The organism is Kribbella sp. NPDC104218 (assembly GCF_055584105.1).
This window is the reverse complement of sequence record NZ_JBVJMQ010000006.1, coordinates 1-14,402: the sequence shown is the minus strand read 5'-3', so window position 1 is coordinate 14,402 and position 14,402 is coordinate 1. Positions and strand designations below refer to the sequence as shown.

Annotated in this window: 11 protein-coding genes; 6 read left to right on the top strand and 5 right to left on the bottom strand. The window is 69.1% G+C overall.

Annotated features, from left to right (window positions below):
* The first annotated feature begins 131 nt into the window (after window positions 1–131).
* Genes ACZ6ZD_RS35710 through ACZ6ZD_RS35690 form a run of 5 tightly spaced genes read left to right on the top strand, consistent with a single transcriptional unit; the run spans window position 132 to window position 6,533 of the window.
* Window positions 132–752: a bifunctional 4-hydroxy-2-oxoglutarate aldolase/2-dehydro-3-deoxy-phosphogluconate aldolase gene (locus ACZ6ZD_RS35710; protein WP_465678881.1), complete on the top strand. Its 621-nt coding sequence runs from the start codon at window positions 132–134 to the stop codon at window positions 750–752.
* A gap of 14 nt (window positions 753–766) precedes the next feature.
* Window positions 767–1,696 (top strand): sugar kinase, encoded by a 930-nt coding sequence (locus ACZ6ZD_RS35705; protein WP_465678879.1) that lies wholly within the window; start codon window positions 767–769, stop codon window positions 1,694–1,696.
* Between the two features lie 57 nt (window positions 1,697–1,753).
* Window positions 1,754–4,798, top strand: a complete 3,045-nt coding sequence (locus tag ACZ6ZD_RS35700; RefSeq protein ID WP_465678878.1) for a CHAT domain-containing protein — start codon at window positions 1,754–1,756, stop codon at window positions 4,796–4,798.
* A gap of 6 nt (window positions 4,799–4,804) precedes the next feature.
* Window positions 4,805–5,107, top strand: coding sequence for a CATRA system-associated protein (locus ACZ6ZD_RS35695; protein WP_465678877.1), 303 nt, complete (start codon window positions 4,805–4,807; stop codon window positions 5,105–5,107).
* Entirely contained in the window at window positions 5,100–6,533 is a 1,434-nt protein-coding gene (locus ACZ6ZD_RS35690; RefSeq protein ID WP_465678875.1) for a CATRA conflict system CASPASE/TPR repeat-associated protein, read from the top strand. The genes ACZ6ZD_RS35695 and ACZ6ZD_RS35690 overlap by 8 nt, the downstream gene beginning before the upstream one ends.
* Here the strand turns inward: ACZ6ZD_RS35690 and ACZ6ZD_RS35685 are convergent.
* Window positions 6,517–7,242 (bottom strand): hypothetical protein, encoded by a 726-nt coding sequence (locus ACZ6ZD_RS35685; RefSeq protein WP_465678874.1) that lies wholly within the window; start codon window positions 7,240–7,242, stop codon window positions 6,517–6,519. The two genes, ACZ6ZD_RS35690 and ACZ6ZD_RS35685, sit on opposite strands and share 17 nt — an antisense overlap.
* Before the next feature lie 96 nt (window positions 7,243–7,338).
* On the opposite strand from ACZ6ZD_RS35685, the gene ACZ6ZD_RS35680 reads away from it, so the two are divergent.
* Window positions 7,339–8,118: a poly-gamma-glutamate hydrolase family protein gene (locus ACZ6ZD_RS35680; RefSeq protein ID WP_465678873.1), complete on the top strand. Its 780-nt coding sequence runs from the start codon at window positions 7,339–7,341 to the stop codon at window positions 8,116–8,118.
* On the opposite strand, the gene ACZ6ZD_RS35675 is transcribed toward ACZ6ZD_RS35680, so the two are convergent.
* The 4 genes from ACZ6ZD_RS35675 to ACZ6ZD_RS35660 form a co-directional block, all read right to left on the bottom strand.
* Complete coding sequence (locus tag ACZ6ZD_RS35675; RefSeq protein WP_465678872.1) at window positions 8,119–9,012, bottom strand: GNAT family N-acetyltransferase; 894 nt, start codon at window positions 9,010–9,012, stop codon at window positions 8,119–8,121. It lies immediately after the preceding gene.
* A gap of 42 nt (window positions 9,013–9,054) precedes the next feature.
* Window positions 9,055–10,539, bottom strand: coding sequence for an ATP-binding protein (locus ACZ6ZD_RS35670; protein WP_465678870.1), 1,485 nt, complete (start codon window positions 10,537–10,539; stop codon window positions 9,055–9,057).
* A complete protein-coding gene (locus ACZ6ZD_RS35665; protein ID WP_465678869.1) occupies window positions 10,539–12,200 on the bottom strand; it encodes an FAD-dependent oxidoreductase in 1,662 nt (553 codons plus the stop codon). The genes ACZ6ZD_RS35670 and ACZ6ZD_RS35665 overlap by 1 nt, the downstream gene beginning before the upstream one ends.
* Before the next feature lie 113 nt (window positions 12,201–12,313).
* Window positions 12,314–14,086, bottom strand: a complete 1,773-nt coding sequence (locus ACZ6ZD_RS35660) for a chitinase (protein WP_465678868.1) — start codon at window positions 14,084–14,086, stop codon at window positions 12,314–12,316.
* Window positions 14,087–14,402 lie beyond the last annotated feature (316 nt).

The window sequence follows — 14,402 nt, the reverse complement described above, 5'->3', positions numbered from 1 at the left end:
CGGATGCCTCCAAAGGAACGGAAAGTGAACGACCTCATGGGCTGTTCGCTGGGTAATTTATCGCCTATCGCGCGCGCAGACCAGAGAACATCTGACGTCCTATGTCTTAACGTGAAACCCCAGGAGGACCCATGGACCTACTAGCCGAGCTCCGGACCCGCAAACTGCTCGCGATCATCCGCGCCGACTCCGCCGCCACCGCGATCGCCTGTGTCGACACCCTCGTCGAAGCCGGCGTCACCGCGCTCGAGATCTCCCTCACCACCCCGGACGCCGGCGCCGCCATCGCCCAGGCGCGCGCCACCCACAACCCCACCATCCTGATCGGCGCCGGCACCGTCCTCACCGCCGCCCAGGCCGACCAGGTCGCCGCCGCCGGCGCCACCTTCGCCGTCACCCCCGCCATCACCCAAGGCGCCCACCGCGCCGTCCACCTAGGCCTCCCCCTCCTCTGCGGAGCCCTCACCCCCACCGAGGTAGTCACCGCCCTAGACCTGGGCGCCACCGCCATCAAGATCTTCCCCGCCAAAACCCACGGCCCCTCCTACCTCCGCGAACTAGCCGCCCCCCTCCCCCAAGCCCCCCTCATCGCCGTAGGCGGCATCGACGCCACCACAGCCCCCCTCTACCTAGAAGCCGGCGCCCTAGCCGTAGGCATCGGCTCCCCCCTCCTAGGCAACGCCGCCACCGGCGGCCCCCTCCCCGCCCTAACCACCCGAGCCACCACCCTCCGCACCGCCCTCAACCTCTGATCCGGAGCCGGACAATGACCGATCTGCTGACCATCGGCGAGACGATGGTCTCCCTCCGCACAGCCCGCGCGATGCGTCTCGGGGGTGACGCGCAGTTGTCGATCGCCGGCTCGGAGACGAACGTCGCGATCGGCGTCGCGCGGCTCGGGCACGCCGCGGCGTGGTTAGGTGCTGTAGGCAACGATGAGCCGGGCCGCCTGATCGAGCGCACGCTCCGGGCCGAGGCCGTGGACACCACCCACATGCGGTTCGACGACGCCAACTTCACCGGTTTCATCGCCTTCGACCAGCCGTCGCACGACATCACCCGCGTGAGCTACCACCGCCGCGGCTCCGCCGGCTCCACCCTCACCGAGGCCGACTGCACCCGGGCGCTCGAAGCCACCACCCCACGCCTCCTGCACGTCACCGGCATCACCCCCGCCCTCTCCCCGACGACCAGAGCCGCCACCCTGGCCGCCGTCCGGGCAGCCACCGCCGCCGGCGTCCAGGTCTCCCTGGACGTGAACTACCGCGCCCGCCTCTGGTCCCGGTCCGAAGCGACCGCGCTACGCGAGCTCCTCCCCCACATCCACACCGTCTTCGCCTCGGACGACGAACTCGACATCCTCACCGACGCCGAGGACCCCGTAGCCGACCTCCTCACCACCGCCACCGAGGTAGTAGTCACCGCCGGCGGCAAAGGCGCCTGGTCCCACACCACATCAGGCACCCTCCACCGCCCAGCCCTCCAAGTCACCGTCCTCGACAGCATCGGCGCCGGCGACGCCTTCGTCTCCGGCTACCTCTCCGCCACCCTCGACAACCGCACCCCCGAAGAACGCCTCGACCGCGCCACCACCTCCGGTGCCTTCTGCGTAACAGCCCTAGGCGACTGGGAGTCCCTCCCCACCCGCCAAGACCTCACCCTCCTCACCCACGCCCAAGGCACAGCCCTCCGCTGACTCCCCACACGCCGTCGAACGCGGGCGGGGACACCCGTCCGTCGTTAGCATCGAAACGTGGGGGAATCTCGGCAGTATGCGCTGACCGCGCGCGCTGACCAGCTGATGCGCCAGTACGCGTCCACGGGCGACCGTGCCGTGCTGGCGCAAGCGATTGTGCTGTACCGCGACGCAGCCGCTCTCGGCGGCAGCAGCGCCGGACAGGCACTCCTCCTGGCGAATCTCACCACCGCCCTACGCACGGCGTACGTACACTCCCCTGACCCTGCTCTGCTCGCCGAAGCGCTCGACGCGGCCCGGGCGTCAGCGGCGCTGACCCGGCCCGGCGACACCTACTGGACGAACCGCCATCTGGCGCTCAGCGAACTGGGACGCCAATGGTTCATGCAGACGAGTGACGTCGACGTACTCCAGGAGGCCGTCACAGCGGGCCAGGAGGCGGTCTTCGGAGCTACCGACGCAGACCTCCCCATGGTCCTCAACACGCTCGCCAACACGACGCTCACCCTGCACCTCTACACCGGCGCGTCAGAAGAGCTCAACGACGCCATCGAGCTCTGGACGACGGCCGTCGAGACCACACCCGTCGAGCACCCGTACTACAGCTCGCTCCTGACCGGCTACGCCACCGGGCTGTTCCACGCCTACCGGGCCGGTGCCCCGTACGAAGTGCTCGAGCTGGCTGAACACTTCGGCCGGCAAGCCGTCGCTGCGCTACCCGCGGGCAGCCCCACCTGGGCGAAGGCCGCTGGAAACCTCGGCATCGTGCGTCGCAACGTCTTCCTCCGGACAGGCGACCTCTCAGCACTCCTCGAAGCAGTGCAGCTCGGCCGCGACGCGCTGCACGCCAGCAGCGAACAAGACGATCGCTTCCGCTACCTCACCAACCTGCACGCCGCGCTCCAAGTCCAGTACGCCCGGACGAGCGAGCTGGAGATCCTCGAAGAGGCCCTCGCCATCGGCACCGAGGCGCTCAACACCCTCGACCCCAGCCACACCAACTGGTCGATGGTCGCCTGCAACCTGGTCATGACCCTCAAGCAGTACTCCGAACGCGGCTACGCCAACGAAGCGCTGGAAGAGGCCTTCGAGCTCGGCCGGACCGCCCTGGCCATGCTGCCGGCCGGGCACCCGGGCCGCGTCTCGCTCCTGCAGGCAATCAGTCAAGTCTGTGAGGCGCGCTTCGAGCTCGGCTTCGACGAGGAGCTGATCCGGGACGCCGTCCAGTACGGCGAGCTGGCCGTCGCTGAGACACCTACCAACCATCTCCTCCGGCCCAGCGTGCTGCTACTGCTCGCCCACGCGCTGGAAACTCGAGGGCGGATTCTGCACGACGACGATGCCAACCACCGCGCAGCTGCCTTGGGCCACGAAGCGCTCGCGCTGCTCCCGCCGGACCAACTCCTCCTCCCAGAGGTCTTGTCCATGACCGGAGCTGCCCTGCAGAACCTTGGCATGGCGGCGGAAGCCCGGTGGCTCTACGAGCAGGCGATCGACTTGCCGGCGATGACAGTCACCCGGCTCGGGGCCTACCGCGGGCTGGCGGCGTCACATCTCGCACAGGGTGCGCCTGACCGCGCGCTGGCCTGTTTCGAGGAGGCTCTGGCCGTTGCAGCCGCTCTGAGTCCCCGGGTCTTGTCACGCGGCGACCGTCAGTTCCGGCAGACGTTTCTCGATGGCCTCGCACAGGACGCAGCCGCGTGCGCCGTACTGGCCGGACATCCTGAGCGGGCGGTCGAGCTCGCCGAGCAGTTCCGCGGCGTCCTGCAGGCTGAAGTGCTGCAGCAACGACAGGATCACCGTGCTGCGGAGCGTGCGGCCCCACAGCTCGCAGCTGAGGTCGCCGAGCTGCGCGAGCGGCAGGCGGACCTGGAGTACGCCCTGTGGGGCGGGCAACCGACCGACGCCGCAACATCGCAGCTGACTGCCGATCTCGAGGCCGTCACCGAGCGGCTGACTGAGCTGATCGCCCAGATCAGACAGCTGCCTGGCAACGAGACCTACCTGTGCCCGATGAGCTTCGACCGACTGCGCCGGCAGGCGCACGACGGGCCCATCGTCATGCTCTACAACACCGAGTGGCGCAGTGACGCGCTGATCGTCACCGCCGATGGCGTAGAGGTCCTTCCGCTGCAGCTGAGCGGTCGTCACACCGCACTGAAGTCCGGCCTCAAGCTGGTCGAGGCGTGGGTCGCCGCCGCGACCACGCCGAGCAGCGCGGCCGACGCCCAGCGGGCCATCAGTGAAGTCCTGGAGTGGACCTGGGACAACGTCACCGCACGCATCATGCAGTACCTCGGTTGTACGCCGAAGCCCGTGGCCGAGCAGCCGCAGATCTGGTGGTACGCCCTGGGTGACTTCGCCACTCTGCCGTTACATGCGTCCGGTCGGCACTTGGAGGCTGGCCAATCGGTCCTGGATCGCGCGGTCTCGTCCTCAGTCACGACCATCCGAGCCCTCGAGTTCGCCCGCCGGCCTGCGGACGGCGGGGCGGCCGACACCGCAGCCGTCGTCGCGGTACCGGAGCTGCCCGGCCAGGCGCGGTTGCCGCACAGCGTCCGCGAAGCACACCTGATCGCCGAGCTGATTCCCGGGTCCGAGCAACTGATCGATGCGACCTTTGCGCGCGTCCGGTCGGCGTTGCCGCGGCACCGCATCGCGCATTTCGCCTGCCACGGCGTGTTCAGCGTCAGCGATCCGGGTGAGAGTCTGCTGATGCTGCCCGACTACGAGAGCGATCCGTTGACGGTGGCAGTCATCGAGCAGTGGGAGCTGCCAGGGGCCGAGCTGGCGTTCCTGTCGGCCTGCGTGACGGCGCTCGCCACCGGCATGCTCGCCGACCAGGGCATTCATCTCGCCTCGGCCTTCCAGACCGCCGGCTACCGACAGGTGATCGGCACCCTCTGGCCAGTGCCCGACGCCACCGCACTGGTGCTGGCCGACGCGTTCTACCAACGGCTGACCAACGGCGGCACGACCGCGCCGCGAACGTCGGACGCCGCACGCATCCTGGCCGAATCGGTCCAACAGCTCCGCGCAGCAAATCCCGAGGCCGTCTCCAGCTGGGCCGCCTATATTCATCTCGGCGCCTCGGAAAGGTAGACAGCTGTGGACACTCACCGGCTCGACCGGCAGCTGCTGGCGGAGGTGCGGCACTGGCAGGCAGATGCGCTCGGCTGGGCACAGATCGAGCGCCTGCTGACCCAGATCACCCACAGCCTCGACAGCGGCGATCTGACCGGTGTACGCCGCGACGTCACCGGCCTCGCCCTCCTCGGCCCCACCCGCGTCAGTACGCCGATCAACCCCGACATCGCCGCGGTCGACCAGACCCGGACCGTGCCCGAGCACGTCGCCGAGTTGCTCAACACCTTGGTCGACCGACTGACTCCCGACCAGCCCGATGAGTGAGGCACCGCTGCAGCCCGCGCTGCTGACCCACCTGTGGTTCGCGGTGGACGACGTCCGCCGTTCGCCGGCCGCGTTGTCGCAGCTCTGGACTGACCTCGCCGAACTCGGCTTGGACCAACCGGTGCCTGGTCTGCCGACAGACCTGCAGCCGCCGACCACCCGAGAGCGCCTGACCGTGCTCGGCGCACGAGCAGCAGGCGGAGAGGGCGTCGAGCAGGCCATCGTCGTCCAGACGCACGATGTCATCACAGTCAGCGTCATGCTCGCCCCACGCCCGCACGTCTCCTGGGCAGAACTCTCCGAACGCTGGCAGCCGCCTGAGGGCGCGCTCGGCTCCGCCACGCTGTTCATCGGCCAGACCAAGAAGGCGCTGACCTCGTCTGACACAGCTGCCGCCACCGCGCGCGCCTACCACGAGCAGGTGCCGGCTGTCCCCGCTGGCCGCTGGGAGGAGCAGGCCGTGCTGCTCCACGACGGCATCTGCCTGTGGGAGCTTCCGTTGGGCGCGGACGACGCAGCGGGAACGCATCGACGCCTACTAGCGCTGTCGCCGGTCGCTGCGGAGGCCAGCTTGGACCGCTGGCTCTGGAGTGACGAAACCCCTGGTCTGGTTCCCTTCACTCGCTACCTCCTCCATGCCGCGAAGCTGCGCTACGAGCAGGCCGTGCTCGTCCGGGAGTTCCCCGAACTACGGGCGCTGGCTGCAGAGGCCGACGCCCTGTGTACCGCACTCGCTGCTGCCGTCGAGCGCGGGACGGTGCCGCCGGAGCGGCTACGGGAGACCGCCCGCGCCCTGACCGGGCTTCAGACCAGCGGCACCGGTCTGCTCGTCGCTACCAGCAGACTGCGCTCACTTGACGGCACAGTACGAGCGGCACAGCGGAACATGTCCCGAGCGATGGCCGTACTGGACAGCGACCAGCAGCTGATCGACTGGACGTTGGAGCAGGCCAACCTGGAGCACACCTATCTGGCGGCCGCTGCAGACCGGGCGGATCACGTCCTCAACCTGACCAAGGCCGCTGTCGACGACGTACGACGGGCACGGCAAGAGTCCCTGACTCTGCTGCAGACCTCCTTGCTGGGCAGCCTGATCACCGCGCTGGCGGTGATCCAGAGCCTGCAGTACAAACCGCCGCTGGACGCCGCGCTCTACCCGCCTGTGATCGCGTTCCTGACCGCAGTCGCACTCTGGCTGCCCGCCGCGGTCCTCTACTGGCCGCCGGGCTCCCGCGCGTCTGCCCGCTGGCGCAGCACCGACTGCCTGACCACCGGCCTCGTCGGTGGCACCCTCGCCTGGTTGATCGCGGAGGTCGTGGCGGCGCCAGCGGCCTGGCTCGCAGTTGCAGTCGCCGTAACAACCGGTGTGGTCATCACCGCAACCACCTGGGTGCTCGCGACCAGACGGCTCAAGCGCGCGGGCTGAGCGCTTCTGCCGGGGTTTGGGCTGCGCCGATGGCGTACTCGGCTTGGAATTGGACTTCGCCGATGGCGGCCAGGGCTTTGGTGCGGACGGCGGCCAGTTCGAGGGCGTCGTCGGGGTCGGGGATTTGGGCGATGGCAGCGTAGGCCGAGTCGGTGAGGCCGACCATGCGGGCGGCGTACGGGTGGTCGCCTTCGGCGGAGGCGAGGGCGGCTGCGGCGCCGCAGACGTAGGGGAGGAAGGAGTCGTAGCCCTGGCGGAAGACGCGCTCGCGCCCGGCGAGGAACAGCTCGCGGGCCCGGGGCAGGTTCCCGAGGTTCAGCTCGGCGAACGCCAGGTTGTGGTACTCGGAGTTGACCATCTCCGGCTGCCCGAGCTCCTCGTTCAGTGCGATGCTCTCCAGGTACAGCTCGCGCGCTCGCGCGAAATCGCCCGCCATCCGGGTGACACCGGCCAGCACGTGCCGCGGCCGCTCCTCCAGCCGCCGGTCGCCAGACCGCTCCGCCACCCCGAGTGCCTCGCTGGCCAGCTCGGTAGCTCGTGGCAGGTCGTCAGCACGAATCGACACCCGCGACATCGCGTACAGCGCCTCTACCTCCCCCGCAGCGTCCCCTGCGGCCCGAGCGCGCTCCAGCTCCGCGCCCGCCATCCGCATCACCTCAGCGCTGTCCCCACGCCGAAACGCCGCCCGCACATCCACCTCAAAGCTCACCCCGTCAATCTACCGACACGCCGCCACACCAAACGCAGCGCGGCGGCCGACTCCAGAGTGGACGGCGTGCAGAGTTCACGACGAGGTTTCCTGGGCATGGCGGTCGTCGCAGCAGTCGGCACCCACGGCCTGACCGCAACCGCCGCTGTCGCCGCCGACAAGTACCCCTCCAACACCGCCCTGTACGCCGACCCGGCGCTGACCGAAGGCGACCACTACGCCCGCCGATCGCGGCGGCACGAGTGGTTCGACGACCACCTCACCCAGCGGTACGGCGTCCAGCGGACGGCGATCCTGGCGCCGCACGGCGGCGGCATCGAGACCGGTACGTCGGAACTCTGCCTCGCCATCGCCGGCTACCACCCCGCCGACCTGACTCCGACCGGCCCGCTCCACGACTACTGGATGTTCGAGGGGCTACTTGCTACCGGCAACGGCGACCTGCACGTCAAGTCCACCAACTGCGACGACCACACCGCACGCTCCCTGGCCGCCGGCTCCCTGAACGCAATCGGCTTGCACGGCTGCAAACCCGCCCAAGCCGGACTCCCCGAGGGCACCCAGGCCGTCCTCGTCGGCGGCCGCAGCGCGGCCCTCAAAGCCCGCCTGCTGACCCGGCTGAACGCAGCCGGCGTGCGCGCCATCGACGCCGCCTCGGTCCCCGACCTGAACGGCGACGACCCGGCCAACATCGCCAACCGCACCCTCCTCGGCGCCGGCGCCCAGCTCGAGCTCACCACTCCACTACGCCAGGCGATGTTCCGCACCAACACCCGCCCCGAGCGCAAGAACACCACACTCACCCCGTTCTGGACCTTCGCCAACGCCACCCGCGCAGCCATCACAGACGTCGAGGCCACCCAACAGATCCGCTGATCAGAGCCGCTCCGACAGCAGCGCCTGCCCGGCCCGGTCGTAGTAGGTGATTGTCAGCGCCTCGGTGTCGAACGTCCACTTCTCCACCCCGAGGCCGGCCAGCCCACGCGACATCTCGACGTACGACACCACGCCCGCCTCGACCTGCTGCAACAGCTCGACCACTGCGGCCTGGTCACTGGTCGCAGCCACCTCGAACACCTCATGCGCGGGCTCAGTCGTCACCGAGAACCCGCCCGCGCCGTAGTACGTCGTCCGCCCATCAGTCAGGTACGAATCGCTGGTCAGCACTCCTACCGCCCGCAACGCACCCAGGTACGCCGGCAGCGTCGACGCGTTGCCCAGCCGGTCGTGAATGTCCTCGACCTGCGCCAAGGTGAACCCGGCCGGCCGCTCGAACAGGAGCTCCAGTCCGTCCTCCTCGTCCCACTGCTCGCCGACCTGCACGAACCCGAATTTGGCGACTGTGGCCAGTGACGCCACGTTGTCCGGGCTGATCGAGGCCCGCACGACCCGGACGGCGGGCTCCGCCGCGGCTCGCTCCAGGAGCGCCCGCAACATCGCCGTCGCGTAGCCCTGGCGCCGGTACGCCGGATCGACGGTGTAGCCGACCTCTACCATCCCGCGCTCATCAGGCGGGCCGTGGTAGCCCGTGTAGCCGACCACTGCTCCGGTCGGCTCAGCAACCACCGCCCGGGCGATCCACGCGGCCGCCTCCGGCTCTCGCTCGAGCTGCTGCAGGCGGTAGTTCCACAACCACTTCGCCCGCTCGTCGACGAACAGCTCCCCCAGCTCGACCCCGACGATGGCCCGGGCGCCGGCCAGGTCCCCAGCCAGTAGCGCCGTCATTGCGGCCGCCGGTAGCTCCACCAACCGAATCTCAGGATGATCCACGCGCTCGATCATCCTGAGCCGGTCAGCGGCTGTCCACGGAATTCAGCTGATCAGGTCGGCCTGGGCCTGGATCTCGGCTTCGGGGTTGATCGGGAGGACGATCGTGAAGGTCGTGTTACCGGGTTCGGAGTGGACGCGGAGGTCGCCGTGGTGTTTCTTGACCACGATCCGCCAGGAGATGTCGAGGCCGAGGCCGGTGCCTTCGCCGATGGGTTTGGTGGTGAAGAAGGGTTCGAAGATGCGGGTGCGGATATCGGCCGGGATGCCGGGGCCGGTGTCACCGATCTCGACGACGGCGTACTGACCGTCGCGCCGCGTCCGCAGGGTCAGGGTGCCGTCGCCGTTCATGGCCTGGACGGCGTTGTCGATGATGTTCGTCCAGACCTGGTTGAGCTCGGCGGCGTACGCCGGGATCTGCGGCAGCTCGGGGTCGAACTCCTTGACGACCGTCAGCCCTGCGAGCTTGCCCGACATCATCACCAGCGTCGACTTGAGCAGCTCGCGCAGATCGACGACCTGGTAGGGCGTGCGGTCGATCTGCGAGTACTGCTTGGCCGCGCCGACCAGAGTGGAGATGCGCGTGACGGAGTCGTCGATCTCGTTCATCAGCGACTCGGTGTCGATCGTGTACATCAGCCAGCGGACGGCGCCTTCGAGGTACTCGTCGCCGACGGCTGCCCGGACGCCCTCCATCCACGGCGCATCCAGACCGACGGCGGCCAGCACCGGTGCGACGTCCCAGCTGTCCCGGACGCCGTGGTCGTCGAGCCAGTCGGACAGCTCGTCCTCGGCGTCGCTCTGCTCCATCGCGGACATGTCGCGCGCCTTGGCGACCCGCTCGACGGCGTCCTCCTGGATGGCGACGATCTTGTGCAGCTTGGTCGCGTCGAGGGTGCCGTCGGCAAGCATCGCCAGCTTGTGCCGCATGCCGGCCACACGCTGCCGCAGCGTCGCGGCAGCGCGCACCGCGGCGGCGGCCGGGTTGTTCAGCTCGTGGGTCAGACCGGCCGACAGCGAGCCCAGCGCCAGCAGCCGCTCCCGCTGGCCGACAGTCTCGTTGCTGCGCCGCGTCCCCATCACGAAGCCCTCGATCAGGTGCACCGCCATCGGGAACCACGTGCTGATCATGCCGGCCATGGTGCGGGCGTCGATCACGTAGAAGTCCGACGGTTCCAGCACGTACATCGAGGCGTTGTAGGTGTTGCTGTGGTCGTCGTCCCCGAAGAACGCGCCGAAAGCACCGGAGTAGACACCGCGCTGGGAGCTGCGGTTGGTCTCGACCTCCTCACCCTGCAGCAGCTTGCACATCCGGAGCGCCCCGGAAAGCAGCATGTAGCAGCAGGTCGCCTCCGCGCCCTCCTGGAAGACACGCCCCTCCTCGACGTGGATGACGTAGCCCTCGCGCGCGATCCAGTCGAGCTGCTCGTCGGACAGCGCCTCGAACAGGAAGAGCGTGCGCAGCTCGTCCCGCGTCATCCGGCGCAGCTCGCCCGCGTCCTCGTTCGGCACTGCGGTCTCAGCAGTCATCAGAGCATCTCCAGGTATCGGTGCACCAAGGTCACGGCCATCGCGCCGTCACCGACCGCCGAGGCGACCCGCTTGACGGACTCCGCCCGCACATCCCCCGCGGCGAAGACGCCGGGCATGCTCGTCTCCAGGTGGTAGGGGTCGCGGTCCAGGGCCCAGCCCGGCGGCCGTCCGCGCAGATCCGGACCGGTGAGCACGAAGCCGCGCTCGTCGCGCAGCAGGTCGCCGGGCAGCCAGTCCGTCCGCGGGGCCGCTCCGATGAACACGAACATCCACTCCGTGTCCACCTCCCGGCTCTCCCCGGAGGCGCTGTCGATCAGCGTCACGCGCTCCAAGTGTTCCGAACCCTTGCAGGAGACCACCTGCGTGCAGGTGTGCACCTCGATGTTGTCGATGCCGGCGATCTGATCGATCAGGTACGACGACATGGTCGCCTCGAGTGAGGGACCTCTGACCAGCATATGCACGCGTGCTGCGTGTTTCGAGAAATACACCGCGGCCTGACCGGCGGAGTTCGCCCCGCCGACGATGTAGACCTCCTGGCCGGCGCAGTTGGGCCCCTCGGTCGTTGCGGCGCCGTAGTAGATGCCCCTGCCGCACAGGTCGTCCATACCGGGCGCATCGAGCTGCCGGTACGCGACACCGGTCGCGAGGATGACGGAATGCGCGGAGATCTCGCTGCCGTCGGAGAACTTCAGTCTGCGGGCAGAGCCGAGGGTCTCGAGCCCTACTACCTGTCGGGCGGTCAGCAGCTCGGCGCCGAAACGGACCGCCTGTCGCCGGGCGCGGTCGGTGAGCTGCGCGCCGGATACGCCGTCCGGGAAGCCCAGGTAGTTCTCGATGCGGCTCGACTGACCTGCCTGGCCGCCAGTAGCGACCTGCTCGACCAGAACCGTCCGCAGCCCCTCGCTGGCACCGTAAACGGCCGCACCGAGCCCAGCCGGGCCGCCGCCGACTACGACGAGGTCGTAGAACTCCTCAGTCGGATGCGTGGCCAGACCGACCTTGTCGGCGAGCTCCGCCTCACTCGGGGCCACTAGTACTGACCCGTCCGGGGTGATGACGACCGGCAGCGTCGTCCCGTCGACACCGGCGGCCTCCAGCAGCCGCTTGCTCTCGTCGTCGTCCACACCGAGCCACTGGTACGGGACGGCGTTCCGCGCGAGGAAGTCGCGGGCCACGAAGGACGGCGCCGACCAGCGGTGGCCGATCACCCGGGTCTCGTCCGACGACGCCACCGGCGTCGACTTCCAGAGGTCGAGCATCGAGTCGACCACCGGGTAGAGCTTCTCCTCCGGCGGGTTCCACGGTTTGAGCAGGTAGTGGTCGAGGTCGACCACGTTGATGGCCTGGATCGCGGCGTCGGTGTCGGCGTACGCCGTCAGCAGGACGCGCCGGGCGAGCGGGTACAGGTCCATCGCGGCTTCGAGGAACTCGATACCGGACATCTGGGGCATGCGGTAATCAGCCAGGAGCAAGGCCACCGGCTCGCCCCGGAGCTTGAGCTCCTTGAGGGCCTCCAGCGCCTGGGCCGGGGTCTCCGCCCGGACGATCCGGTGGTCCTCGGCGTACCGCCGGCGCAGGTCACGGGCGATGGACCGGGAAACGCCCGGATCGTCGTCCACGGTGAGGATCACCGGGCGGGAAGTCGACGCAGTCATACCTCCTTCATACCAGCGCGAACCCACATTTAGGGATCAGCTGTCCACTGGCCCGGCTCGGTCCGGGGGGCGGGCACGGACCGAGCCTCAGGCCAGGGCCTGCAACCGCCGTGTTACGGGAGGGCGGCGAGGAACGGGGCGTGGCTGTTGCGGAACTCCCAGTTGTAGTACTTGTCCCAGTTGATCGACCAGGTCATCAGGCCGCGGAACGCCGGTGAGATGCCGCCCCGCAGCGTGTAGCCGCCGCAGCTCTGGCCCTTGACCAGGCAGTTGACCGCGGCCTGCACCTGCGCCGGCGGCGTGTACCCGTTACCGGCACTGGTCGCGGCCGGGACGCCGAACGCGATCTGGTCCTCCCGGAGGCCGGGGAAGGTGTGCCCGGTGGTACCGACCGGGAAGCCGGCCTTGATCATGTCGGTCATCGCGATGTGGAAGTCCGCGCCGCCCATCGTGTGGTACTGGTTGTCCAGCCCCATCACCGGGCCGGAGTTGTAGTCCTGGACGTGCAGCACGGTCAGTGCGTCCCGCATCGCGTGGATCACCGGCAGGTAGGAGCCTCGGCGGTTGTCACCGCCGTTCGTCCCCGGGCCGTAGAACTGGTAGCCGATCTGGACGAAGAACGTCTCCGGAGCCATCGTCAGCACGAACTTCGCGCCGTACTTCGCCTTGAGCGACTTCAGCGCCGAGATCAGGTTCACCACGACCGGAGTGGTCGGGTTGCGGAAGTCGGTGTCGTTCGGGTCCAGGTAGAGCGAGTGGCCCTCGAAGTCGACATCCAGACCGTCCAGGCCCCAGCGGTCGATGATGGCGCCGACCGAGTTCACGAACGCGTCCCGGGCCGCGGGAGTGGTCAGCGAGACCTGACCGTTCTGGCCGCCGATCGAGAGCAGCACCTTCTTCCCGGCGGCCTGTTTGGCCTTGATCGCGGCCAGGAAGTCCGCATCGCTCTCCACATTCGGGCACTCCGCCACCGGGCAGCGGTTGAACCGGATGTCCCCCGAGGTCGGCGTGGTCGGCTCACCGAAGGACAGGTTGATGATGTTCCACTCACTCGGCACATCCGCCATCCGCACGTACCCGGAGCCGTTGGCGAAGCTGGCGTGCAGGTAGCCGATCAGCGCATGCTTCGGCAGCCCGGTGTTCGTACAGCCGGTCGTCGCCGCCGACACAGCGGCCGACTTGGCCGACTCACCGACGCTGTTGTACGCCGCGACCGTGTACGAGTGACTCGTACACGCGGCGAGCCCGCTGACGGTCGCCGTCGTCCCGGTGACGGTCTGGACAACGGAAGCTCCTTCATAGACTCGGTAGCCGGTGACCGTGCCACTCGACGCACCCCAGCTCAGCGAGATCGCGCTGTTCGTCGTACCGGTCACGGACGGCGCGCCCGGCGCCCCCGGCGTCGCCGGGTTCGGATTGCCGCCCGGACCGTCCAGGCTGATGTCATCGGCCTGGTACGCCGGCTGGCCGTACCAGCCGTGGACGAAGATCTGGGCCGAGGTCTGACTGGCGCCGGTGGTGAAGGAGACGCTCAGCTGCGTGAAACTCGCGGCCGACGGCGTCCAGGTCGAGGATCCGCCGGTGACCCCCAGATAGACGTAGGAACCGCGCACCCAGCCGGACAGCGTGTACGCCGTGTTCGGCTGGACGGACACCGTCTGGCTGCACTGCGCGAAGTCCGAACTCGACACCGCGCCGTTGAGCGCGTAGCCGCCGCTACGGACCGGGCTGCTGACGACCGAGCCGCCGGAGCAGCTCCAGCCGCTCAGCGAGCCGGTCTCGAAACCCGGATTGGTCAGGATGTTCGCGGCCTGCGCGGTCTGGGCGCCGCCGACGACGAGTAACAACAGCAAGCCGAGGACGGCGGCAAGGCACCGTGAACGCATGGTGGACCTCCGGGGCGGTGGGGAGTGGATTAAGTAGAGAGGCTCCGTAACTAGGTGGTCAATGCGCAACGGCTGTCGGATTGCCGCCGCTGTCCGATCACCGCCACCTCAGGGACCGCAACTCAGGCACGGCCACACCTGGCCGCACCGCACGCACGAACCGTCGATCCCGGGCGCCGGCAACCACACCGCGGCAGGTACGTCCCGGGGGGGGGGGGGTTGTGGGGGGGGGGGGGGGGGGGGGGGGGGGGGGGGGGGGGGGGGGGGGGGGGGGGGGGGGGGGGGGGGGGGGGGGGGGGGGGGGGGGGGGGGGGGG